Genomic DNA, 24,043 nt, shown 5'->3' with positions numbered 1-24,043 from the left:
GAACATACAAATGAAGAGGTAAAAATGTACGCGCTGAAACCGGATAAAAAAGCTCAGGTTCTGTCACAATTGTGGCGAAAACCGGGGGTGGCTAAAAAAAAGGTGTCGCCAGTTACACCAGAAGCCTCCCCACACAACCCTCTAACGCAGTACATATTACAGATGGGTAATTCTCCCAATATCAGCACCCACGCATCTATCTTGAATCGCACACCAGCTAATCAACAATCTTCTAATTGGCAGTTGTTGCTACATTTACAACAACTGTATGGGAATCACTACGTCAACCAGGTGCTGCAATTGTTATTGCAAATGGATGAGGGAAGAGCGATCGCCCTAACTGAACCATCACTGGAAGAGTCAGCTTTACCTGCACCAGTGGAGGATAACCACGAGCAGGAGGCGGAGCAGATTGAGCTAATACCAGAGGGAGAAGCGAATTTAGCCGCCAATCCCTTAGAAGAAAACTGAATTAGAAAATTGACGCTGTTACTGGGCAAGCTACTCCAGGAGCCTGGGAAAAGAGGTAAAAAATGCACGAGCCGAAGCAGGATAAAAACGTTAATAGCAAGACAGACCACCAACAAACTGCGGTTAAAAATGCTTCTGGGAATGCACTTGGCATCGCCACCGCCCCTCTTGACCCATTGGTACAGCAAGTTTCGCGGATGGGCAATGCTCCTAATCCTAGTGCCCATGCGGCTATCCTGAATCGCGCTCCAGCTAATCAGCAATCTTCTAACAGGCAATTATTACTGCAATTGCAGCAGCAGTATGGAAATCCCTATGTGAATCAAGTGTTGCAATTAGCGCGGGGGATGGGGGAGGAAACACCCGCTAACGCGACTGAAAAGCCTCTGATACAAGCAAAGCTAACGATTGGTGCGGTGGGGGATAAGTACGAGCAAGAGGCGGATCGGACGGCGCAACAGGTGGTACAGAGGATAAATGCGCCATCCCAGTCAGATCGAGGTCAGGCGATACAGAGCGAGACGATACCTGAAGCCGAACTTCAGAAAAAGCCGGAAATTAGCACGATTCAACGGCAGGAAATGCCGGAGGAAACAGAGGAAGAGCAGCCAGCCGAGGTCAAGCAGGAAACAGATTCCCTGCAATTGCAGAAGAAGTGCGGGGGATGTGAGAAGAAGGAGGAAGAGAACCTCGCCCAGATGAAGCCGGAGACAGGCACTTTCCCCCAAGAAGAAATGCCCGAAGCTCAAGAAGAAGCAGAAGAACTGACGATGCAGCCATTGGTACAGCGTCAACCTGTTGGGGGTGGGAAGGCAGTAGCGACAACAGAGCTAGAAGATTCTATCCAAGAGGCGCAAGGTAAGGGAGAGCCTCTGGCAGAAAATATCCGGCAACCGATGGAGCAGGCGTTTGGGGCTGACTTTAGTGGTGTGAGAATTCACGCCGATGCCAAAGCTGATGAGATGAATCGATCGCTTCAGGCTCGTGCCTTTACCGTAGGGCAAGATATTTTCTTCCGTCATGGAGCTTACGATCCTAATAGTAAGCAGGGGCAGGAGTTACTGGCACACGAGTTGACTCACGTTATCCAGCAAAATGGTAGTGAGACTCAACAAACGACAGAGCCAGAGGTAATGATTACTAAGTCACCTGAGGATACTGGGGTGCAACGGGCTTGTTCTCAGTGCGATCGCAAAAAAGAGAAGGGAGTCATTCAAGCCAAAGCAAATCCTGGTGCTACTCCCGACGCTACTGTTAAGCAAGAACCCTCAAATTCTCCAGAGACCGGGCAAGTCTATCCAAAAGATAGTGACCCTAATGCTGCACAACAGCCTGCACAATCGGGTTCATCCCAGTGTCCCCCACCGCCACCTGATAGCGATGGTGAGAAGAAAGGTAAAGATAAAAATAAAGAATGCGAAGAGAAACCTAGTGCATGTTCCACAGGTAGCATAAGTTCGGCACCAGAAGAGGGTGCTGATGGTAAAGCACAAAGTCAATCATCAAGTAATATACCAAAAGCACAACCGCGTCAAAAAGCTGTTTCCAGAAATAATGGTTCCCACCTGCATCCACGAGGTAGGGGTAAAGTTGTTAGCTCAAAAACCAAACTACAGAACGCAGAAGCTACAACTTTTGCTTCAGAAGCACCAGCACACCTAGATTTGGAAGCCCAGGCTGAAGCGGCTAACAGTGGGGTTATAGCACAGAAAGCTGAAGCCACAGATCGAGCCTTAAAAGCACAAGCACAGCTACATGCGACCAATACTGAGACAGCACGGTTGACCTCTACAGGAATCACCTTTGCCTTACCTCAGCAGAAAACAGCTGTTGCAGGAGAGGATAATGCTGGAGAAATGCAACAGCAAAGGGCGATCACTACCAGTATGGCGAGTAGCTTCTTGGCTCAAGGGGCTTTGCAAGTGCAAAAGGTGACTGCACTGGGACAAGAAATTCTCACACAGATTCAGGAAGCGTCAAAAGAAGCTATAGCCTCGGTTAGGGGGACAATTGAGCAACAAAAGGCTGCCGTTGCTGCCCAAATTAGTGGGCAGCGCGATCAAGCTCAAAGCGACGCACAGGCAACAATCGCTCACATTCATACACTTTATCAGGTAGCAAAAGCCGCAATTCCCCAAAAAACGACCATAGGTCGCCAACAAACAGAAACAGAATACGTAAAAGCTCTCTTTACAATAGATTACCGCGAAGGCAAACAACTCGATGAGATTAACGAATCTTATGTTAAGGTTTGCGGTCAATTCCAGAATGTGGGTCAGATGGTAGGTGCTGAAGCCCTAGCCCTTGGGGAGCAGAGGGCAAAGGAATGGGAGTCTCAAAAGATACATCGAGATGACAACTTCTGGGACGGACCAATCACTGATAATCGACTCGATGCTAGGGCTGACGCAGCTAAAAAGGTAGCAAAACAATATAAGTGTGAGTTAATTAACGAAGCCAACGCTCAAGCTGATGAACTCCAAAAACAGAAGCCAAAAGATATTCAAACTGCTCATACCATTGCCGAACAGTATCGCCAACAGGCGCAAATTCTGCAACAACAAAGTCTCGAAAATTTGATTGTTGTTGAGGAGCAAGCTCTTTCTCAAGTAGCAGAAGCAGAAATTCAGCTAACTCAGACAGCTAACCAAACCCTGCAATCGACATTACAGTCTTTGGACTTACAAGAAGCTGTGCAATTACAATTGCTGGAGGGTTACGGTCAACGCCAAATATTGGCAATTGAACGGGATGCCCAAAATGTGATCGCCTCCATACAAAATGGAGTTAATCAAATTGCGACATCGTTGCAAAATGCTTTGGAAAATAGCATTGCCCAGTTTCAGGGTATAGAAGCACCATTACCTGAAGAGTTGAGTATCACTTTAGCAGAAATCATGAGGCGGTTTGACACTGCTGTTGCTATGGTACAGAGGCAAACACAAAAGGGTATTGCGACTTCAAGGAAAGGAATTAGCCAGGGAGGAAAGCAAGCAGTTGGTGCTGTAACTGGAATTACTGAAAGTGGAATTGACGAGTCTGCAACTGTTGTTGAAGAAACGAAAACGACCCTAGCTCATTTGAAGGAAGGCACTACACATACCTTCAATGAAATTCGGCGAGCTTATACAAAAACATTTACAAAAGCTACTCAAACAGTTGTTAAAGGTTTTAGTCAATTAACAGAAGGGATTGAAACCACATTCAAGCAGAATTTTGACCCGAATCGCTACCAAAAAAGCGTCAACGACTTGGAAGAAGGTCTACGGGGAGCCATTTACGGACATACTCAGCAAAGTGAAGAATGCGCTATTAAGTATGCTGCTGACAAAGCCGCAGAGCAAGTACAACCACGCTGGAAAACAGCCCTCAAGTGGATTGTGATAATTATTGCCGCTGTTGTGACAATAGTTGTGACAATAGTTTTTCCTCCAGGAGGAGGGCTACTTGGTGCGCTCTTTGTTGGGGTATTGGTTGGTGTTGTCTCTGGGATCATCGTCCAGATCATCAACAATGCGATCGATGGTAAGAAGTGGTCGGATGATATCGGATATGCAGCCCTTACTGGTGCGATTGGTGGTGTGCTTGGTGGTGTTGGCGGAGTACTGGGTAAATTTGCTGTCACAGCGGGTAAAGAAGCACTTAAAAAATCGGTGGACTTGGCTATTAGGCTGGGAATCGATCAGGTTTTCAATGCCCTTGGTAGCCTCTTTGGCGATTTAGCCGTTACAGCAATGAAGGAAGAGCCGATTAATTGGGAAGAGATTGGAAAAAATATTGGCATAGGCGCTGTTATGGGTCTAGGTGGTCATGCTTTAGGTAGTAGACTTAGCCACAAGCTGTCTGTAATTGCGACAAGAGCTAAAGTTGCTGAACTTAAGCCAAATCATCTAAATGAAATTCGTGGACTGGCTGAACTACAACCCAGTAATCAAAAGGCGTTTGATGAGGGAGTAAATAAAGTTGCTAAAGAAACTGGAATCAAGCCTAAGGAAGTTGCTAAACTTGCAAAACTAAAACCCAAGCAATTAGATAAACGAGTAGAACAGGCGAAAAAGTCAACTGAAAAACTTGATAAATCTGGTTTTGGTAAATTTATTAAGAAACGTGCTATCAAGATCGCAGATATGCATCAGCAACCCTTACGGGAAGAAAATGCAACGGGCGAAAAAGCACCAGAGACAACTACACTCAGCGAAACTGGCGATATTTCAACACTCAGCCGTGCTGATGCTGATACAGATGTGGCTGGTGTTAAAAGTCCTGAAACTGAAGAAAAAGCACCAGAGACAACTACATCGAGTGGACGCAGCACTCACTTTAATGAGCCAGAAATCGAGTCTGGTGTGGTTGCTAAAGAGAAGACGGCTGATGGACACGAAATTAAAGTTCTCAGAGATGGTCGCATTGTTCGGTGTACAACCTGTGAGGAAATTGAGCGTCAATATTCAGACATACTAGAGAACAACTCTAAGCTGAAAGATAAATTTGAGGAGATTAAGCAAATTAGTGATCCAGATAAAAAATCTGAACAGGCTAAACATTTTGAAGGACTACTTCAAAAATACAAGGAGGCACTCGAAAAAATAAAAAATATAGAAAATATTCTCGAAAACCCTAATTTGGCAAAGCAAAAGGAAAATCAAAAGAAAGCTTTAGACAAGTTTAAAAATAGATTAGAACCCGAGGTAGACAAACTAGACAAATTACTAACAAAATTAGGTAAAACTGAGGAGAACCTAAAAAGACAGGCACAGGAGGGAATCCCAGCAACGCAGGAAAAAAAATTAGAAACTATAGAGTCACAGCTACAAACTTCAGAAAAAATAGCACTTATTGAGCAGAATTACAGTAGTCTATTACAGAAAGAAAAATCACTTAAAGAACGACTGGAAGAAATTAAACAATCTGAGTTAGATGATAACCAAGAATCTAAGATCCTAGATGAGTTCGAGAAAGTTCTTATTGAAAAATCTCTTACAAAACAGAATAATTCTATTAAATTAGGGCTAGCAAAAGAACTTGAAAATATTTTGAACAATTTAAAAATACCAGCCTTTTTGGGTGGTGGTGGAGCGGCTGCTGTTTTGGGAAGTGGTCGTAATATCAAGGACTTGGATTATAAGATGGGACAAGATTTTAAACAAAGATGGCAAGACCAAAGTGAAAGAAGTGAGATTGTTAAGAAGATTACTGTTAAGTTAGAAGAAACAGGTTTTCAAGTATCTAACAAGACTAGTGATAAGGAATTACCATATGTGTTAAAACTTGAAGTTAAGGCAGAGGGTAGCAACGAACCGATTGAAATTAGTCTCACTAGTACTGGTAAGTATGATGAATTTAAAATTCAACAAGAAGAAGGAGTAACACTTATAGGACGGGATGATCTAATACTAGATAAAATGTTTGCCTTTGCTGAACGAGACATTAAATCAGTTGACAAACTCACTACGGATTTTGTTGATATTGTGCAATTGCTCGATAATTACTCTCCAAAAATTAGTCCAGATGCATTAGAAGTTCGTTTTGTTGCTTATCGCGGTAAGGTGCGTCAAAGATACAACACTGGCGACAATATGATGAAACAGTCTATTGAACAGCAAATCTTAGGTCGCGTTGAACAATATAAAGATACCTTAGTTGATGCTCAAAAAAACCGCAACATAACTGGAGGTATAGAGCGCTTAGAAAAATTTACCCAACAGTTAGAAAAAGCTGCTCGACAAGAACTTCTGTATCAACGTGATGAAATTATTCAGGGTACTGCACCTCTTAAAGCAACTCCGAATAACTCCAGAGTTGTTGTCCGATCTAATTCCTTATTTCAAAAGTTAACATCAAAAGAGAAAAGTAATATTCTTCGTGAATGGGTTCAGTACAATAGCAAGCTAAAAGCACTGGCTAACAATGATAGTATTAATACTCAAGAGTATAAAAAGGTAAGCGAACAGGTAGCCAAACTTAACAAAAATTATAATATAAATCTGCTTTTTAAGAGAGTTGATACAAGGAATCTATTCGGGAAAAATCCGTTTTGGATGGGGGTTGATACTCCAACTGCTGGATCAGCCAATAATTTTACAGGAAGTGTACTATCTACCCTACAGGTTGGCCCTTCGGAGGCCTCAGCAAATGCAACGGGCGAAAAAGCACCGGAGACAACTACACTCAGCGAAACTAGTGATCGCGCCACTGAACCCCCCCTAACCACAAGCCCTCCAGATGCATATAGTCGCGCACCTGGTCAGACAACTGCACTCAATGAAACTAGCGATCACAATACTTCAACAGTCAGCCGTACTGATGCAGACATGGCTGGTGTTAAACGTCCTGAAACTGAAGAAAAAGCACCTGAGACAACTATATCGAGTGGACGCAGCACTCACTTTGATGAGCCAGAAATCGAGTCTGGTGTGGTTGCTAAAGAGAAAACATCTGATGGACACGAGACCAAAGTTCTCAAAGATGGTCGTATATTTAGCTGCTCTACCTGTCAAGAAATTAGAGTAAAATACGCAGAATTGCTTGATCGAAGACCAGATTTATTAGACAAACTCAATGATATTGAGAGACGAGTCGGTGCAAATACAAAAGTTGAAGAGGCAAAGCAGTTAGATATAGAAATTAGAACTATTCTGGCACATGAACAAATTCTAGGCTTCACCCATGAAACTACACCTGGTAATCTTTTAACGATACTAGAAAATGACGGTTTAAAGAGCAGAGCAAAACTAGTAGAAGAAAAAATACTCAAATCCAACCACGATACTAAAAAGGGAGGAGGTTATTATATATATACCAGGATGATAACAAAAAGCAGTACAACCCCGCTTGGTGGAGGTTCCAAAGGAGCAGGAGGGCAAATTATGCTTGTCCTAAATCCAAATATGGCATCACGCAAAGATTGGTTCACAACCAATACAGATTTAATGGGTTTTCTTCCTCCCTCTATGAAACCAACAGCTACAAAAAATTCAAAAGAGCTTCCTAATCCAGAAAAGTTTCCTTATGCAAAAGAGTTTCCTACAGCTTGGAGTTTACTGAAAACAATATTGGCATTAGGGAAAGGAGGTAAAGGAAAAATGACTAGAGAGTTTGGAGAACCAGAAGAATTCCGCACGCCAAAAATAGAAGATTTAATTGCAAAACCAAGTTCACACAACGAACAAGGCTTTTTTGGAACAATTGGTCTAGAATACTTTCAGAAAATAATTGTCAAACAAAATATCGAACAAAATGGCAAAGGGTCACAACATAATATCAAACCAGAAATTAGCGGTGCAAAAGAACTTATTGAAAAAATTCGCAATGTAGAAGGACTTGAAAAAAAGATACAAAATGCTACAGGTATCACACGTTTAGAAGACTTTATAGTGGACGCAGATGTAGGTACGCCAGTAAGTAAACTAATGGGTGATGTACCGAAGAGTCCGGAGGCTTCATCAAGCAGCACAGCACCATCTACTGGTCCACAAAATATAGTAGACACTCCATTAACCAGCCAAGCTTCTTCTAGTCGCGCTCAAACTATCCAAAAAACCGAAACACGTACAGATCGGGAAGCTTCATCCGATTCGCAAAAAACATCAAAGAAAGCACCCAACAGAAATATTCCCCCTCGTCCTCAAGGCACTACTGGAGAGTCTTTAGGCTTAAACCTGGTCAGTCTAAAAAATAAATTCCCAGATGAAACATACAAGCAAATTATTAAACACAAGAAAAAACCTTTAGAGCTTTCTGGAAAGGCACTTGTCGATACTCAAAAGAAAGAATGGCGCTATCAGGGCTTCGATACTAGGCTCAATCAATTTGTGTTTAAACCATTTGGCGATCGCACCACTGAACCCCCCCCAACTACAAGCCATCTAGATGCAGATGTCCACGCACCTAGTCAGACAACTGCACTCAGCGAAACTAGCGATCGCGATATCTCAACAGTTAGCCATTCTGATACAGATGTGGCTGGTGTTAAACGTCCTGAAACTGAAGAAAAAGCACCTGAGACAACTACACTCAGTGAAACTGGCGATCGCACCACTGAAACCCCCCCAACTACAAACCATATAGATGCAGATATCCACGCATCTGGTAGTCGCTCAGATACAGATACAGAAGCACCCAGAGGTCTAAAACCTGAAACTGACGTGGCGATGACCCCAAGGGAACGGGAGATTCTTGAGACAACTGCTCCTAAGCGTGGGGATGAGCTAACACCAGAAGAATGGGACACAGAACGTGAAGTGGTAGAGAGGATTGAGCCTAAGCCAACTTCTGAGGAAGGATTTGTTCGGGAGACAGAACTACCCAATGAGCATAAATTGAAGGAAAAAGAGGATGGCGATTTATGTCGCGCTTCTGAGAACTGCATACCTGTGCCAAAGGATATTATAGAAAACTGGATAAAAGAATCTACAATCAAGTCGTCGATTCTTAAACGGATAAAATCACGCTCAACCGCCCTACAGAATCTTGACGAGGCTGTTAATAAATACCAGAACAGTAGAGAGACAGCAGGTAACCTTGGCGAAAATATTAGCAACCTTGAAAACATTTTAACTAAAATTGAAGATTGGCAAAATACAAAGGGTAGTAAAGGTAGTAAAAGAGATAGCAAGGTCGATGAATTAAAGACCGTTATTGAAAATGATTTACAATCTTTTAGGGACAGAAAGAAGCAAAAAGACGCGGATATGCTAGCTGCGAAAAAATTACATGATGTGTTTCACCTTTTCGAGCCAGACTTAGGAAAATATGCACAGCGAGACAATGCTTACCAGCATGAAGGATTTGTATCAAGTGAATTGAATCCAAATGGAATAAAGGATTTACTCTCACGTTCTAGAAATGACGATAATTCATTAACAGACGATGTTATAGACAAAATGACTGTCCTTGATCAATCAACGAAAGAAAGACAATTAGAGCAGAGTAAACAAGGAAGTATTACCGTTGCTACATCGCTTAGTAAAGCTGATGTAGAAGCAATTATGAATGACAACATAAATTCGGTAACGCAAAAATCTATATATCCTGAATTGGAGAATTTTACACATCAGGACGGCAATATTCAATCAAATAACGTTACCAAAGATATGGAAATTGGTAACGTAAAAATGAAAGTGATTCACGACCCCAGTGATGTGAATTTTTCTGCTCGACTTCAGATGTTTACAGATGCAGTCGAAAAGGTTCAAGCCAAAGGTTTTGAAATACCAGAGATGGAAGTAAATTTATCAAAATACGGACGAAAGTTAGAAGTTTCAGCCAATAAAGAGGTAACAATAATTAGTGGTTCGTCATCGCATCGAGCTATTTATGTTGCTCCAAACTTTATACACATTAGCTCTGAGAATTTGAATAATCCAATGACAAACAGAGCAGCGGGCGATGACTCTAATTACAAATTCTCATCTACAAAGCATGATCCCAGTGGGGTGGCAACAATTGTGCATGAGTTAGGTCATGCTGTGCATTACCACAATGCTAAAGGTAAGTTTCATGGTCTATGGGGAACTCATTTTAAGGGAACAGACTCTACCGGGAAGCCACTAACGCAGCTTGCACAAGAAGAAGTCAGTGAATATGGAAACAGACCTCGAGAATTTGTAGCGGAAGTATTCTTAGGCTTGGTTTATGGCAAACAATATCCACCGAAAATAATTGAGATTTATAAGAGTTTCGGCGGTTTAATGCCGAAACAGGCGGTGATAGGGGAACTATCAACTGCGTCTGGATCATCTGGCGATCAAGAACAAGGACTCTCGGCAGAAAGCCGTGGCAATACAGATGTAGGCACATCTAGCACTCACTACGATGATCAACCGATTATTCAAGCACCTAATGTGGTTGCAAAACAGCAAGTATCTAATGGAACAGAGATTCAAGTTACCCAAGAAGGTGATGTAAATATCTGTTCGAGTCCTTGTAAACCAGGAAACTTTTCTCCTGCAACCGAGCAAGAACCTAACCCACAAGAAAAACTGAGAAAGGCAACCACAGAATATAACGAAAGGAAAGGTGGGGGAAGAACCGGAAAATCAACTGTTCCAGGCTTTAGAGAGATATTGTTTGGCACTAAAAACGAACGAAAGTTTGGAGATAGCGAAAGTCAGGGCACCTGGAAAACCCAAAATGAGGAGGAATCGAGGCAAACAGCTAAGTCATCTTATCTCAGTATTGCAGATATCTCAGATGCGACCATACCTAGCACTGGAGGCAATACTTTAAAGGGTAGGCTATATACACCGCATCCCCCCTCAGATAGAATTCAACGTTCTGGAGAAGGGAAAATAGTTTTACTCCTGTCTGGTAGCGGCGGACCATCGGAAGCGCAGGTTATGCCCATCGCTGCTAAGTATAACGAGTTGGGAAGCCAGGTATTAGCAGTAAACTACAGAGGTTTCGGTCAAAGTACCGGTCAACCCACTGAGGCTGGACTTTATGATGATGGCTATGCAATGGCTAAACACCTCATCGACAGTGGTATCAAACCTGAAGATATTATAGTTCACGGGTACTCCTTGGGAGGCGCGATCGCAGCCGATGTGGTTAAGACGCTTGCTAAACAAGGTATAAAAGTGGGGGGATTAGTTTTACACAGTCCCATGCCAAGTGCAACCTCTGCTGCGGCAGATATGACACCATTAGGAGTGGGTAGGTCTGTAACCAACTTGTTCCTGGGTAAATTCAACACCCGTTCTAAGCTGCAAAAGATTCAAGCGTTGTTCCCAGATTTGCCTATCCATTTGATGAGTGGGAAAAGCCAGTCTGGGGATCATTTAGCGATCGATACGGCGATCGGAGGAAGACAAAAATCCTTCCTACAGGAAGTAGAGGAAATAGGATTTAGGCAACTTAGCAGTACTTTGGCATATGGCGATCATCTAAATGTTGCAGCACACACAAATGACCCTACAACGGTAAAAGCGTTAGAAAGTATTTTGAAGCGCGGAACTGTGCCAGTCGATACAGGTATATCTAGTAGTTCTAGGTCGGAAGCTTCAGGAGGTGCAAGGGGCGAAAATGCACCTGAGATAACTGCACTTAGCGAAACTAGCGATCGCAATATCTCAACTGTCAGTCAACCTTTTGGTAAAGAGGTAAGTAGTTTTGTAGAGCAAACTTTGACCCAAGCCCTACCTCCCAAACTCCAGAGCAAAGTTATCGTACAGGTTGACCCTGACCTCACTGGTAACACTGTTCGCGTCGATTACAAGTTAGCAACCTTGACTGGACAAGTCAAGAAAATTGGTATGCGGGTTGGACTAGATGCAACTGCCGTTGATATCAAGTTGCACGTCAAAACTGTCGAGTTGATGCAGCATTACTCCGGCTTATTAGGGGTAATACGCATACTCAAACGGCGGATTCAATCTTGGATTCGTAAAAATGGTAAACCACCAGTTGGTTCGCGTGCTTGGGAAGCCAAACTGGAGGTTGAAAAATTACCTCGGATAATTAACGAGCGGTTGGAAAGGCTTTCTAAAGCTGATTTAGATGAAGCTACCGATCTGGAAAGAGATATTGAGAATTTACGACAGCAGTTAGAACAACATGAGCAAACCTTGGATGTGATGGATACAAGTCCTGGTGAGGGGTTTGTAGCAATGATGAATTCGGGTACTACGGCTAAAGCGACGGCTCCAGCGGCAAAGCGCGCCCGCAGAGCGATGAATGTAGACGACTCACCCAATACTGCTCACGGCGAGGTGGAGGACACAACGCAATCAAGCAATGAAAATGACGATGCACAACCAGTCGAAACCAGTTTTAATTATGCGAACGCTGTTGTATTAGAAAGGGTATTAGAAAGTGATGATGCTAACAATCAAAAATCAGCAGAAGATTTCACAATAGGAAAAATTAATTTGCCAATACAGGATCGTCCAGATACGCAATTTGGTACGGATCAAAAATCTCATTCCATATCTTGGACATTATTAATTCGATCCTATAAAAACATAAAAAATATAACCGTAGAATATTTTATAGAAAATTATTTAAAGAAGGACTGGGAAGCACTAGCAGAACAAAATAAAAAAGAATACAATCCACACAACCAGTTCCAAAAATATCTCAACCAATATACAAGTAACTATTTTGATGAATTGAAAACAAAAAAACTCTCTCCCCTTGAGTGGCATAAAATAATACAATCAGCTATTACCGATTATTTTACTGCTTTGCAACTGGCTCCGCTTTCCACTCATGTAGGACATTCAACCAAAATCTTTGCAAGGGAAATTAAAGATTCTCAAGCAGGATCGAGTGGGGAGACTACTGCTAATAAATTTTTTAATGATTTGGAATTACAACTACACAATGGGAACAATCATACAATCTCGCAAGAAGAAATAGACAAAGTTATTAACAATGCTAGGAAATATTTAGACCTCGGCAATCATGACCAGGGTATTTGGGGGCTTGGCAAAGGCGCGATAAATCAGATACAGGAGAAATTCTTGAAAACTTTTGCAAGGGCTAATCCCAACACATGGCGTGTTTATGGGAAACATATAAATGAGAACTTTAGCCTAAGTAAAATTATTGACAATGAGACTAATAAATTTTTTCATGAGTTGGACGAAGCAATAAACGATAAAAATAACTTTTCACCAAATGCATCAGACATCTCTAAGAAAGCTCAACGTTTTTTCAAACTCCGCAATGAGAAACTGGATGGCAAAGAAGTGAAACCGCCGCAGAACTGGGATGAGTTCTCGGAATCTTTTAATTTGAAAAAAAGCTTTCAGTATAAGACACTGAAAGATGTCTTTTCTAGACGGAGAACATCACTAGAACAAAATTTACTAGAATTACTAAAAGAAGCCTTTGATAAATCTTCTAAATCTTCTGAGGAAGCATCAAAGTCTGGCGTTCAAACAAGTAATATTACTGGTTCTGAAACTTTAGAAACTACCAGCACTGATGACTCTTCTACAAGTGTCAAAGGTTTTCCATGGCAAGCCAAACTTGAATTAGAACATCAACAAACAACAGATGCTCCGCTATTCTCTGCTAAAGAATATACGATAAAGGCTATTTATTTAACCAACGATCGCCCTCCTACAAAATTCGGTCCTGTTGGACAAAAATCACATCTAATAGCATGGAATCTGACATTACAAAGACTCAGTAACCTGGCGAAAGGGAAAAACGTTGAAGAGTTTTTAAAAGTTCTCAAAGGTCAATGGCAACTTCTTCAAGCTCAAAACTGGGATGCAATGATTAATAGTCGACTGATTACAGAAAAGGAAGAATATAACAATGCCAATAAAAAGCGATTGAGCAATTTGAGACTAAAGCTTAAATCGAATATTTTAAGGATTGATGAAGCACTTAAAGAAGGTAAAAAAAGAAATGACTTGCAGTGGAATAACTTCATCCAAGAAACAATTTCGGATTATATCGAGGTATATCAATCTGCTCCTTTAACATCTTATCGTGATGGAATGCCAGAAGGGCGTGGGGAATCTGATGCCAATAAATTTTTAACGCTTTTGGAAGATAACAATTTATTCGTACATGAAAACGAATGGGTTAAAAAATTTGTAAATGAGTTCTCCAATACAAAAGGTAATTTTACTGGACCTCTAGCTAAATACAATCACGATGCTGCTAAGGCGATTTTCCAAACATTGACAAATGAAGCAAGTTTGAGATCAACCGATCTAAAAATCATAGATAATTGGAAAAAACTAAGCGATATAGAAAAAGCTACATTGAATCAGATACTCATTCAGCAACTAGCATTAAAATATTCAGACATTAAATGGACTGCTTTTCCGACTTCAGATACATCAATAACACAACAAATATTCGACATGTCTAACGTATTACATGAGTGGGAGATGTCATTAAAAGATGCCTATCCTAATATTTGGGCAAATTACAGAGGAATATTTCAAGAGTATACTAACCAAAAAGAATTATCCGATAGTTTAAAAAAGAGTCAAAATCAAAATAACATGACTCGTTGGATGGAAGAGAAGCATTATCAAGACGGCTTGGATTCCATCCAAGCGGGAGACCTTGATCTAAACGGCTCATCGGCTTTCAACCAAGCTAAACGAGATTATACAGATGGCGTGAATTCCATCCGAGGGGGAAACCATGACCTAAACGGCTCATTAGCTTTCAACCAGGCTAAACGAGATTATCAAGAAGATGTGGAGGGCTTGGAGGCTTCCATCAAAGAACAAGAAGCGATGCAGGTAGATTGATATGCCAACCGAATGAAATTACAGAAATAGGAGCAAAAGCTTACCTACAGTCTGAAATAAACCAAGCAAATCGCCCAAACAAAAACTACCTTTTGCAACCCCATGACTTCCCCAACGCAGACATCACAACCAGATCCATCATCCGACCAAACCCAAACAGCCCAAACCCTCATCACCACACTCTTAGGTTTTACCCCCGAAGAACTGGAAAACAATCCAGAAGCCGCCCAAGCCGCTTTTCTCAATCTCTACAATGGACTGAAAGAATTTGTCAGCGACTCCACCTCTAAAAAACCTACCAAAATTAAAGCTGCCCGTGCGCGTTTGCGTTCCCTCCGCAAAACTTTACAAGTACAGGGAATTGAAATTAGCGAGGAGATAGAAAAGGAACTCCCCCAAAAGCTGCAAGAATTATTCTCCTCCACAAAAACAGAACAGTACCTCCAAGAATTTATCAGCCTACTGCCAGAATTTACCAACCAAATCGACCAATCTCCCGAATTAGTTGGGCAGAAAATTGATGAATTCATCGCATCATTGGACAAAGGCGTATTGGTGGAACTAGAAAAACCCTTAGAAGAACAGCAAAATCAGGAATATAGCCAAATGGCACGGGATGCTATTGCCGCATCCTTCAAATCTCGTGGTCTTCGCTCATTTGCTGGTGGCGATTTTGATTCAGAAATATAAATTAACAAAAATATATATTAAAATTTACTCCAATTATGCAATATTATGCCACCTCACTACAACACATATTAGCAGAACTCGAACGAATTGACCTGCTAATTCAAGTCCAGCTTCAACGCTTACAGGAAAACCAATCAAACGATGCAGCATTTCAAGGACTTTATATATCTGAAGACGAACTAGAGGAATTACTCGCCAAACCAATCGGTCAGCCGCATTGGGCAACGGCAACTACTCCCTTCGATGATGATGAAGTTGAAGCTGTCTTTGAGGAATTAGCTACAAATATTCAAGAGCGCAAAGCAGCCAGTATTCAACAAGGTATTACCCTACGCTTAGAGGAATTAGCCCTTCTCTTTCATCTTACCACTATTGATATTAACATCCTCCTGATTTGTTTTGCCCCAGAACTCGATTTGCGTTACGAAAGCCTTTACTCTTACCTGCAAAGCGATGTTACAAAAAAGCGTCCCAGCGTCGATTTAGTTTTAAATTTATTGTGTCCTTCCCTAGAAGCTAAACTAGCAGCACGCAAACATTTTCTTCCCAGTGCCCCTCTTATAAAACATAACTTACTACAGTTATGCGATGACCCATCTGCACAGCAACCACTTCTAAGCAAGTATCTCAAAATAAGCGAGCGAATAGTAAATTACTTACTTGACATTGACGAAATTGACTCCCAAATCAGCATTTATACTAAATATAAATTACCGCAAGTCAAGTTAGAGCAACTATTATTACCAACCGAAATAAAACAACGCTTCCAGCTATTAACTCAAGAACCACAAGCACTAACAGAGGGATGTATATTCTATTTTCAGGGAACCTACGGTGTCGGCAAACAAGCAACTGCGGAGGCACTGTGTCGGGAAGTTAACACAGGGTTGTTGATTGTCGATGGAGAACGTCTGCTAAACACAGAAGCCATAGCATTTGATACAGCCATAAATTTAGTTTGTCGTGAAGCACGTTTGCAGAATGCCGCTATCTACTGGAAAGGCTTTGACCGTTTACTGGAGAATGATAAACAGGCGCGACTGGAATTACTCATACAACAGTTGGAAGATGCCACCTTACTGACTTTTCTCGCCGGAGAAGTTACTTGGGAACCAGTAGATGCCTTACAAGATATTCCCTTCTTGCGGGTTGAGTTTTCCACCCCGACCAATGCCGAACGGGTGCAACTGTGGCAAAAGAGCCTCAAAGGAGAAACAGGTTACGGCTCTGCAACAGACTTAAATATCTTAGCCAGTAAATTCCGGTTCAGTGGTGGTCAAATTAAAGACGCAATAGCTACTGCTAGGAATATAGCTTATTGGCGCGACCCACAGCAGCAAAAGTTGACAATGGCGGATATTTATGCTGGGTGTCGCTTGCAGTCTAACCGTAAATTGAGCAATTTAGCGACTAAAATCAACCCGCATTACTACTGGGACGACCTAATTCTACCTCCAGAACAGACGCAAATGCTACGAGAAATCTGTAATTCGGTCAAGTACCGCACTTTAATCTACGATGAATGGGGCTTCGATGGCAAACTAGCTTTGGGCAAGGGAGTCAACGTTTTCTTCGCCGGACTTCCTGGCACAGGCAAAACTATGTCTGCTGGTATTATTGCTGGAGAATTAGGCTTGGCTCTCTACAAAATCGACCTATCGAGCGTAGTTAGCAAATATATTGGCGAAACCGAAAAAAATCTGTCTAGTATTTTTGACGAAGCTCAAACTAGCAACGCCATTCTCTTTTTCGATGAAGCCGACGCGCTGTTTGGTAAACGTAGCGAAGTCCGAGATTCTCATGATCGCTACGCCAATATCGAAATTAGCTATTTATTGCAGAGGATAGAAGAGTATCAGGGAGTTGTGATTTTGGCAACAAACTTACGCAAAAATATGGACGATGCCTTCGTCAGACGGATGCACTTCAGTATAGAATTTCCTTTCCCCAACAAAAAAGAGCGCCGCCGCATTTGGGAGCAAATCTTCCCTAAAACTACTCCCTGCAGCCCAGATTTGGATTTGGATTTCATGGCACAACGCTTCGAGATTGCTGGAGGTAACATTCGCAACATCGCCCTAGCATCTGCCTTCCTCGCAGCAGATGATGGCGGAGCGATTTCTATGGATCATCTGATTTCGGCGACTCGACGAGAGTACCAAAAAATGGGCAAAATGCTCTCAGAAGGAGAGTTTGGTGAGTATGCTAGGGGGTTTAATTAAACGTGAGTTCGACGGATAGAACAGCCCAAAAAGTTTGCTAGATAAGAATTTGCTTAACTAGATAGACGAAGTGCGATCGCTAAGATTGTTACAAGGTCAAAAAATTAAATTACAACGCCAACAATCTTATGTTTGCCGTTTTCTCTCTATCTACAGATTACTATTGCTCAATACCTGTTTGCGATCGCTGTTGATTGATTAATGCTTGTTGGGTAAAGAAACGCAAACTTTCAATCTGCTCAATTTCATTTGTTGTTAGTCGAGTTGGTATCTCTTCGTACCAAGTTCTCTGACTGTAGCAGGTTTGCATCACAGGAGTATTATCCCCATGACGGCAAACACTCAGAGTATTGCTATCTAAGCTGGCACTCAACTCCCGTCCTTTTATACGGAAGTTATTGGTAACAAGCATATAGTCAGTGATTATAGAAGGCAAATGTTTGAGAGTAGAAGGCAGAAGGTTAAGAAAAGGAGGAACATAGGAAGATTGCTCTTCCAGGAATTGTTTAGCAGTAAGACCGTTTTCTTCTGAAATATCCTGTTGTGCGTACTGTTTTTGGGGATGCGGCTGAACTTTTTTCTTGGTGTTATTTGCTTCTGAAGTGGGGTTATCTTCTGATTTGGGTTGTATTGTCGAAATATTACTGAGATAATTACTGTTTAGTGTATATGTAGTAACAAGTTTTTTAGAGTTACTATCGGTATCACTATTACTATCACTTGTACTGCTGCTAGTAGCTTTATCACTATATAAGTAATCATTATTACTTAAAATTATGCTATTTATGCGAGCAATTGCTTTGGCTTTAGCTTTTTTAATTACTTCTTTATCTTTACCTGGGTCGTACATGATTCCATATTCAGACCGCAGTTTGTTCCAGCTATAAGGTTTGTATACTTGATAACCTGCAATTTTGACATCATTATGGATATAGGTAAAGCCAAGTAGTTCTTCCCCCTGCATCTTAGGCAATACTCCAATGTTGTTTTCCTCCAGGCGTTTAATGAACGTAGAAACTGTGGGACTATCCTTAATGGCTTCTCCTATTGCTTGGCGAATAATTTCCTTACTTGTTGGGGTTTTGTGCTTACTGTTGACTGCTCTAATACTTTTTGATCGGTTGGGACTGATGAGTGTAATTATTCCGTACTCTTGCTCTAACCTAGAGGCGACGGCTTCATTTGTTGTCGGTGTTACTTCCAATCCTAGTTCCGCCGCGATGCGTCTAGTAGAGACTTGGGAGCTGAAATAATCATAGGAATCATTAACTAAACTACCATCTAACCGAATCCGGGAAGCGATTATATGCAGGTGTTCGTGGTTGCGATCGTGGTGGCGTACTGCAACAAACTGACTGGTAGCTGCTACAGATGATTCTTCCTTGGGCAAGTATCCCATATCTTTGAGATATTCTCGTGTTACATAACTGTACTGACTGTCCGATAAATGCTCGTGGTAGTTGGGGCGGTGTGCGATTGAGATGATGAGGTGAGCGCACTGCCGTTTAACTGCTTTGTTGGTGTACTTGATGTTGAGAAACTGCTGATTAAATTCATCTGGCCTTGTTCCCATCATATTAGTATCGACAATCGCAGCATCATCTTTGCCCAACACATATTTGAGCGTGTCCAGAAAGTTGGGTTTTTTATAGATGACAGGAATCAACTTGAGGTTAGAGTTTAGTAGCTAAGAACGTTTTTCCAACCTAGCAATTCTACTTAGAAACGCAAAGAACTTGACTGTAAAGATTTGAACAAAGTTTAATTATTGCCTAATCTCAACTAATATCAATAAACAAAATAGAGATTTATCGCTTCTTAATTTCTCTACTTTCTATATATATCAGCACTTGTATCGAAGTATTCAAATTTGAATACTTCGTTATTGATTAGTATAAGTTCTCAACAAGCTTATTTTTCTATTTCTTGGTTGTGTACAGGATTCCCAGCGTCTTGTTTAGAGCCTGCGATCTCTATATTAAATGCAGCAGCAATAGTTTTATCTACGAGTGCGATCGCAATTTCGACTTGGTTAATAATTTGTTGGTTGTTTGTTTCCTTGGCAAGGTGAGATAACATCATCAGTTCGCTTTTGAGGGTTCCTGCCGTAGCACGGATGGTTATTACATCTGCGGGTGGTTTTGCTGCTAGCACTCGTCTTAACCCACATGAACGTAGATACTCAGATGCCGTTTGTCCTGTGGCGGTGGCTTTCTCCTCAATGGCGTTTTTTTCTTCCTCAAAGACGTATACCTTAACTAATTTGGTTCGTTTAGCAGGCCTATTTACCATACCTTGTTTAATCATTGGACTGGGGGAAGTATCACGCTTTTCTGTACTGTGCCAGGGAACTCGTTGGACAACCAAAAGTTCCACTTTTCTCACGCACACTACCATTGCGGATAATATAGCCGTTATCCTTGGTATAACTGACATTGCGGCTATATGACTCTAGTAATAGTACTGCAACTGCTGTGAAATCGCTTTTACAAGCATTATGCTGTTAGGGTCGAACTATGCGATCGCAGATTATTCTCTATGTAAAAATACTTACTTAATTATAAAATTTAGTCTTTATTTCCTGTCCTTAACTAGAGAAGGAGAATATTGTGTTTTTTGTTAAAAATAATACATATTTTATTTATTGTAGAATGCTGAGAGCCGTGCAGTAATCGTGCCATTGTAGTTATAAAAAAGATTATCAGTCAATAATCAAGTATGCGATCGTGAAATTTTACCTAAGTATATAAACTTAATTTAATGTATAAAATTAACTAAAAATGATTTGTTTAAAATTGAGCGTATATTAATTAGATTAGGTTTGTACTACAATTTTGTATTTTTGTAGCATATAAAAATATAAGTTGTATAGAACTTATTATCAATTAATTGTAATTATTGATAATAAATCTAGGTTGAAATAGGCCCATTTGCCATACCTTGTTTACTAGCATGATTGCACCAAGTGCGAGGGTAGGATGTAGTAGAGCGTGCAGTGAGTACGGGAAAAGTAAGCAGAGAGTAAGCGGTGAGTACTAGGGAAGTGCGTGTGTCTTATGTAGGTCTAATTTAAATGGAAAAAGTATACTAAATTAATAATTTAACTAATAAATAGAGATTTTTTACCACTTAGTCAGTGAGTACTCGGCAAGTTGCGGGAGAGTACTGAGGAAGTAGCTTGGGGCGTACAGATATAGTAATTTTAGTCACTTTTACATTACTGGAAATGTTGATTAAGCCTATCAAATAAGTGGTTTTAATATTACTAATTACTACATCATGTAGTATAAAATTGGCTAATTGTAATTTGAGTTAATTAGGTTAAAAGTTGAGATTGTTTTATTACTGTTGATTGTTGTAACTAACTCGGAGGGGGAATTATGCCAAGGAAGGTGCAATCAGATTATGTAGAATTGTCAGTGGCAAGAAAGAAAGGTTCTAGTGAAGCGAGATTGTTGCAATACCTGAAGGACAGTGAAAAGGGAGGGGGGGATATGATAATGGAGGCGATAATTCCTCTCTATCTCCCCTATATGCTCTACTCAGAGGGTGTAAGGGGTGAAAAATTATCTTCGTGCGTATTAGATGCGATCGCGCAGTTGGAAGTACAAATAATTAAGATGAAACGGGCTTTCGGGATGGAGGGACTTGCCCAAGTAGTGCTAGTGCAGCCTTATGGTAGTGGACTTCCCACTTCTGCTGCAACTACCACACAACCTCATGGTAGTGGAGTTTTTTCTCTGATAGCTGCAACTGATATTCAGGCTCAAGCAGAGAAGAGTGCGAGTTTTTTTACGGGCGTAGTTTCGACCGATGATGTTTCTGTTTCATCAGAGGTGCCGCTTGTTGTGGAGGAACAGTCTTTTCAAGAGGAAGATTTGGATGATGATTTCTTCAATGATGATGAAGATGATGTGATTGCTAAAGCAGAGATAGAAGTTGATCCGGGATTTCGTTTAGAGTAAGGAAACTGTATCCAGCGATCTCATTTGTAGATTGTCCACCCTATAGATTTGGGTATCAAGGTAGTGAGGTCATCGTCTGCGCTGCAAAAAAAATGGATGATAATTGTAAAATTTTTTCTAAGACAGGGTAATACTGCTGTAAAGTAAGCCTTTTTCCATACCGAGTTAATACTTATAAAGGTTAAATTGTAAGCAATAGCAGAGATGAATTGAAACCTTTATATATGCCCAAAACTAAGGAGAAATCAGATTTAAAAAAGATAGTAATTACGATTGATATGGGTGCGAGTAAAACCAAGGCTATCGTTCAGGAGTATCCAGAAGGAAAGCCTGTTGTTTTACTTTTAGACTCAGAAATAGCGGATGTTGCTAAAGCCTCAGTTGAAAGCGTCCAACAAGAAGGTAGTCCTGAATCTCGTGCTTGGGTAGGAATTGGTGATGAGTATTACGCCTTGGGAGAACTTGCTCGTCGTCGGTTTGGGGGTATATCGCAACTGAGGGAGTTAAAATACGAACTAGCAGTTCCCAAAATTTGCGGAGCATTTTGGCTGGCTAAGGAGAAGTTGAACCTGGGTAATGATGTTGCAGCTTACTTGAGTGTCCTGCTGCCGCCGGGTGAAGTGCAAGACAAGGAACAGTTACAAATTCGGTTGAAGGATACGTTTCGGGGGTTTGATACACCAGCAGGTAAGATGCGGGTGAAAATGCTTCGTTATGATGCAGCTTCTGAAGGTAGTGGAATATTTTTCCACCGTAGGCGAACGCTTGGCGATCGTGTACCTGTTTCGATGTACGTAATGCTTGGTTATCGCAACGCTAGTATTTTCACCTTTCGGAGTGGTTCGATTGGCGCAGGAATAACCAGCAATTTTGGTATGTCTTGGTTAGTAAATAATTTGATTTCCAAAACATCGGGACTAAGCCCTGATAATTCCAATATTATTGAGGTACTGATAGAAGCTGGAGCCAGTTGTGACCCCCAGGTGATGCAAAAACTCTCACGCAAGCGCAAAGGTGATGAGATTCAACTTGATGGAGAGTTGATGTCCAAAGCTTTATTACTTGCTAGAGACGAATATTGGCGTGCGATCGCCAGGTGGTTGCGCTCAAAGATGGATGAGGATATTGAAGAACTAGTATTTTGCGGAGGAACTGCGGATTACATTCGTCCTGAAATAGATGCTTACTTCCAGAAAGAGGGGATGAAAGTATCCTGGCACGCTAATATTTTTATACCTGATGAAATATCTTCTGGTATGGGCAATCGGATGGCGGATGTTTGGGCTTTTCACCAGCACATGATTATTCAGTTTGATAAGTTAACTGGTTATATACGCTCTGAGGTTGTACCGTTAAATAAATCTGTTGAAGGTAATACAAATAATACAGGTGAAGAAGTCAAACGTAGGTATAACTTTACGCCTTGTGAGCGGCCTAGTACCTTTATTGCTGTAAACGAGAATGTTTGATAGGTTCAGGCAAAAATAAATGTAGTAAAAAAAGAATCAGCTAGAGTGAAGTGCTGCATAAAACAGTACTTTCTAACTGATTCTTTGAGATTTTAGTATGGCTGTTGCTCTAGCATTTGGGAGCAATCAACGTGAGAATTGGTAATTTCTGGAATGTGCTGAATTACAGAGTTAATTTGCTCCATGTCTGCATATTGTTGTTCTCGTCTTTTGCGGAGTTCCCATGATTTACGGTTATAAGCTAACAAGTCTTCCAAACTCATGTTGAATTTGTATTTGGCGAAATTCAATAATTGTTCTGTGGTGTAACGACAATCTTCAGGACGACCAAAACAAATTTCAAACTGAAGCTTAAAAGCTTTCCAATCGAAATTGTCAGACCCCAGTTGCCGTTGTGATTCGCGTCCGTAAAGGTCACGAATTGAATAGAAAATTGTGTTGTATTTACGCACGTCGAATGATTCAATCTTGAATTGCTCCATTGTTGAATCATCGACTGTAGCAGCTTGAGCTTTAGTAGATTTATTAGCAGCCATAGTTGTTTCCTTGATGAGTGTTTCGCTTTTAGCTGCGTCAGCATTAGTCAAAAAAATAAATCCCACTCTGTATGAGCGAGATTTTCTGTAAAATCAGATGATTTGTGATTATTTTGCTAATAAACGTTCGCGTTGTAGCCAAGTACGTTTGTTGACTTCGAGTAATTCTTCTAAGCCTTTGTTGAAGTGCTTAATGGAATAGTCAACCATTTGTTGTACACTATATTTGGGGTTTTCGACTGAGCCGAATGTAGCAATAAATCTGGCTTTAAAAGTATCCCATTGTGTTTTATTCCAGTTAGTCTGTGACTGCGCTTGAATAGTTTTACCCCAGGTTTCTTGTAGCCCGTAGTAGACTGCTTTAAACCTTAAGGGGCTACAAAAAGGGCTAGAATGCAGACAGAATAAGTCTCATAGCTCTTTGACCTTGTTGGTAGAAAGGACGCTTATTAGGACTTAATGTCAATA

Annotated in this window: 9 protein-coding genes; 6 read left to right on the top strand and 3 right to left on the bottom strand. The window is 41.1% G+C overall.

The genetic code is table 11. The features are described 5' to 3' along the window. The first annotated feature begins 24 nt into the window (after window positions 1-24). The 4 genes from H6G76_RS23480 (at window position 25) to H6G76_RS23465 (ending at window position 17,605) form a co-directional block, all read left to right on the top strand. Window positions 25-471, top strand: a complete 447-nt coding sequence (locus H6G76_RS23480) for a hypothetical protein (RefSeq protein ID WP_190706308.1) — start codon at window positions 25-27, stop codon at window positions 469-471. A 62-nt stretch (window positions 472-533) separates the two neighbouring features. Continuing rightward, window positions 534-14,693, top strand: coding sequence for an alpha/beta fold hydrolase (locus H6G76_RS23475; RefSeq protein ID WP_190706304.1), 14,160 nt, complete (start codon window positions 534-536; stop codon window positions 14,691-14,693). A 102-nt stretch (window positions 14,694-14,795) separates the two neighbouring features. Then, a complete protein-coding gene (locus tag H6G76_RS23470; protein ID WP_190706301.1) occupies window positions 14,796-15,383 on the top strand; it encodes a hypothetical protein in 588 nt (195 codons plus the stop codon). Between the two features lie 35 nt (window positions 15,384-15,418). Then, complete coding sequence (locus H6G76_RS23465) at window positions 15,419-17,605, top strand: ATP-binding protein (RefSeq protein ID WP_190706298.1); 2,187 nt, start codon at window positions 15,419-15,421, stop codon at window positions 17,603-17,605. Window positions 17,606-17,765: 160 nt separating this feature from the next. On the opposite strand, the gene H6G76_RS23460 is transcribed toward H6G76_RS23465, so the two are convergent. Further along, the gene (locus tag H6G76_RS23460; protein WP_190706296.1) at window positions 17,766-19,220 is read right to left on the bottom strand and encodes a relaxase/mobilization nuclease domain-containing protein; all 1,455 of its coding nucleotides are present in this window, start codon (window positions 19,218-19,220) and stop codon (window positions 17,766-17,768) included. Between the two features lie 296 nt (window positions 19,221-19,516). Then, window positions 19,517-20,041 (bottom strand): plasmid mobilization protein, encoded by a 525-nt coding sequence (locus H6G76_RS23455; RefSeq protein WP_224311653.1) that lies wholly within the window; start codon window positions 20,039-20,041, stop codon window positions 19,517-19,519. Window positions 20,042-20,985: 944 nt separating this feature from the next. Between H6G76_RS23455 and H6G76_RS23450 the strand changes: the two genes are divergently transcribed. Then, a complete protein-coding gene (locus H6G76_RS23450; RefSeq protein WP_011316726.1) occupies window positions 20,986-21,570 on the top strand; it encodes a hypothetical protein in 585 nt (194 codons plus the stop codon). 224 nt (window positions 21,571-21,794) lie between these two features. Further along, window positions 21,795-23,039 (top strand): ParM/StbA family protein, encoded by a 1,245-nt coding sequence (locus tag H6G76_RS23445; RefSeq protein WP_190706293.1) that lies wholly within the window; start codon window positions 21,795-21,797, stop codon window positions 23,037-23,039. Window positions 23,040-23,131: 92 nt separating this feature from the next. Here the strand turns inward: H6G76_RS23445 and H6G76_RS23440 are convergent, their stop codons facing one another. After that, the gene (locus tag H6G76_RS23440; RefSeq protein ID WP_228014315.1) at window positions 23,132-23,626 is read right to left on the bottom strand and encodes a hypothetical protein; all 495 of its coding nucleotides are present in this window, start codon (window positions 23,624-23,626) and stop codon (window positions 23,132-23,134) included. Between the last annotated feature and the right edge of the window lie 417 nt (window positions 23,627-24,043).

It is taken from the genome of Nostoc sp. FACHB-152 (assembly GCF_014697475.1).
GTDB lineage: Bacteria > Cyanobacteriota > Cyanobacteriia > Cyanobacteriales > Nostocaceae > Nostoc_B.
This window is presented reverse-complemented; position numbering and strand designations above follow the sequence as displayed.

Coding starts and splice junctions, on each gene's coding strand:
- H6G76_RS23480 (WP_190706308.1), top strand. CDS start 25: ATGTACGCGCTGAAACCGGATAAAAAAGCTCAGGTTCTGTCACAATTG.
- H6G76_RS23475 (WP_190706304.1), top strand. CDS start 534: ATGCACGAGCCGAAGCAGGATAAAAACGTTAATAGCAAGACAGACCAC.
- H6G76_RS23470 (WP_190706301.1), top strand. CDS start 14,796: ATGACTTCCCCAACGCAGACATCACAACCAGATCCATCATCCGACCAA.
- H6G76_RS23465 (WP_190706298.1), top strand. CDS start 15,419: ATGCAATATTATGCCACCTCACTACAACACATATTAGCAGAACTCGAA.
- H6G76_RS23455 (WP_224311653.1), bottom strand. CDS start 20,041: ATGTCAGTTATACCAAGGATAACGGCTATATTATCCGCAATGGTAGTG.
- H6G76_RS23450 (WP_011316726.1), top strand. CDS start 20,986: ATGCCAAGGAAGGTGCAATCAGATTATGTAGAATTGTCAGTGGCAAGA.
- H6G76_RS23445 (WP_190706293.1), top strand. CDS start 21,795: ATGCCCAAAACTAAGGAGAAATCAGATTTAAAAAAGATAGTAATTACG.